General features: G+C 38.0%; 4 pseudogenes. 1 reads left to right on the top strand and 3 read right to left on the bottom strand.

The features are described from left to right. Positions 1–132 (top strand): annotated as a pseudogene (locus FTT94_RS16375) (IS6 family transposase); the annotation flags it as partial. A 53-nt stretch (positions 133–185) separates the two neighbouring features. On the opposite strand, the pseudogene FTT94_RS16370 reads toward FTT94_RS16375, so the two are convergent. From FTT94_RS16370 to FTT94_RS16360, 3 pseudogenes are all read right to left on the bottom strand, one after another. Next, a pseudogene (locus FTT94_RS16370) lies at positions 186–1217 on the bottom strand (IS256 family transposase); the annotation flags it as partial. 58 nt (positions 1218–1275) lie between these two features. After that, positions 1276–1473 (bottom strand): annotated as a pseudogene (locus FTT94_RS16365) (AraC family ligand binding domain-containing protein); the annotation flags it as partial. Positions 1474–1646: 173 nt separating this feature from the next. Beyond that, positions 1647–2113 (bottom strand): annotated as a pseudogene (locus tag FTT94_RS16360) (IS1 family transposase); the annotation flags it as partial.

The raw sequence follows: 2113 nt of genomic DNA, 5'->3' as shown, positions 1-2113 counted from the left end.
ATGAAGACGGCTTACGCCACCATCAAAGGTATTGAGGTGATGCGTGCACTACGCAAAGGCCAGGCCTCAGCATTTTATTATGGTGATCCCCTGGGCGAAATGCGCCTGGTAAGCAGAGTTTTTGAAACGTAAGGCCTTTGAATAAGACAAAAGGCTGCCTCATCGCTAACTTTGCAACAGTGCCGTTTGCGGAATTGACGATGTACGGCTTCAACGGCATTGGTGGTGTAAATCGGCTTCCTAATCGCTTTAGGGTATTTGAAATAGGCGGATAGTAGATGCCATTTGGTACGCCATGACTGAATGACCACACCATATTTTTCGCCCCATTTTTCTTCTAGCTCATCCAGTGCTACTTCTGCCGCCCCTTTGGTATCAGCACGGTAAATTGGCTTTAAATCAGCCATAAATGCCTTCTGATCTTTACTGGCAACATAGCGTAAAGAATTACGAATTTGATGAACGATACACAGTTGTATTTCTGTTTGAGGGTAAATCGCTGCTATGGCTTCGGGGAAACCTTTTAGTCCATCTACACAGGCAATCAGAATATCCTGAACACCACGATTTTGTAGGTCTGTCAGTACACTAAGCCAATGGTTCGCCCCTTCGCTTTCCGATAAATACAAGCCGAGTAGTTCCTTCTTACCTTCAACATTTAAAGCTAAAATGGTATAGATCGCTTTGCTCACATAAACACCTTTATCCTTCACTTTGTAATGTATGGCATCTAACCAAACAAAGGGATAAATTGTATCGAGTGGGCGTTGTTTCCATGCTTGTAACTGAGGGAGGAGCTTATCTGTAATATTGGTGATAGCACCATCTGAAATCTCCAATCCATACATATCAGCAACATGCTTTTGAATATCACGATAGCTCATACCAAGTGCATAGAGTGATATGATTTTATTGTCAATTTCTTCTGATAATTTGGTCTGGTTCTTTTTAACTAACTGTGGCTCAAATTCACCATTTCGATCTCTAGGGGTTTCAAGCTCAAATGAACCTGATGTAGATTTTACTGTCTTGCGAGTATAGCCATTGCGGCGATTACCTTGTTTCGGATTCGCTTCAATGTAATTCTCGATTTCTGCTTCAAGAGCAGCTTCGGTCAGTTGTTTAATTAAAGGGGTGAGTATGCCATTTTCTCCAGTCAGTGCTTGTCCTGACTGGAGTTGTTTTAAGGCTGTTTCAAAATCAAATGTAGTTGCCATAATGCATCATTCCTATTTTTAACAGTTTAAGGAAATGACACAGTTTTTTGAACACTACCGGTTCAAGCATGAAAGTTTGACCTTGATAGCTATCAATAATTTTTTTTCTACAATTGAATTGTTGATGTCCTAACTCTGTTACCCCTATAAGATAACTTGAGTGTAGATGAGGATCGTATGCAAAGCCTTTGAAGTGGGCATGAATTAGTTCTATACCTGTAGACTTATCCTGTGTGACATTGACCCAATTGCTCATATTTACTTAATTAGTCCTAATGGATTTAGCTTATCAAAAATTATCTAATGAAGAAATTCTAAAATTAACATAATACACCTTATACAAAATGCCCTTGTAAGCCCTTAATCAAGGGCATTTTTAGTCTCTACTTAACATAAAATTTTGGTGGTGCTTCAAAAAGTATGCTGCCTTTAAATGAAGCCATTATTGATGTAAAAGAAAAGAAGGCTAAATCAAAAGCTTTAAAATGGTTTTCAAGCTTTTTTGAAAAATTACAGCTTCTTCTGAAGCTACGCCTAATTCTATGCCTTATTTTGCAATTATTGCCTTCAATACCTACAGTAAAAAATTTACCAATACTTTGCTTACCATTTTTAAAAGCAGTGATGAAACTGTCCCAATGATCACTTGCAATTCGGGTGTAGTGAATATCTAATTGTTTAAGCTTTGTCTTCAATTGTTAGACTGTAGCTAAATCTCGTTTACCCCAAACATAAGCAACAATTTCACCTGTTTCTCGATGATAGGCGTAAATAAGCCATTGTTTATTCTTTTTATTTCCAACAAAATTCCAGAACTCATCTACTTCGAGAGATTCATAATGACTTTGCTGAGGCTGAATTTCATAGGTTGATTCAGTTAAAGTACGTAAAACTTT

Origin of the sequence: Acinetobacter sp. YH12027 (assembly GCF_013420085.1) — a bacterium.
GTDB lineage: Bacteria > Pseudomonadota > Gammaproteobacteria > Pseudomonadales > Moraxellaceae > Acinetobacter > Acinetobacter amyesii.
The sequence above is the reverse complement of the archived record's forward strand: the minus strand, read 5'-3'. Positions and strand labels throughout refer to the sequence as shown.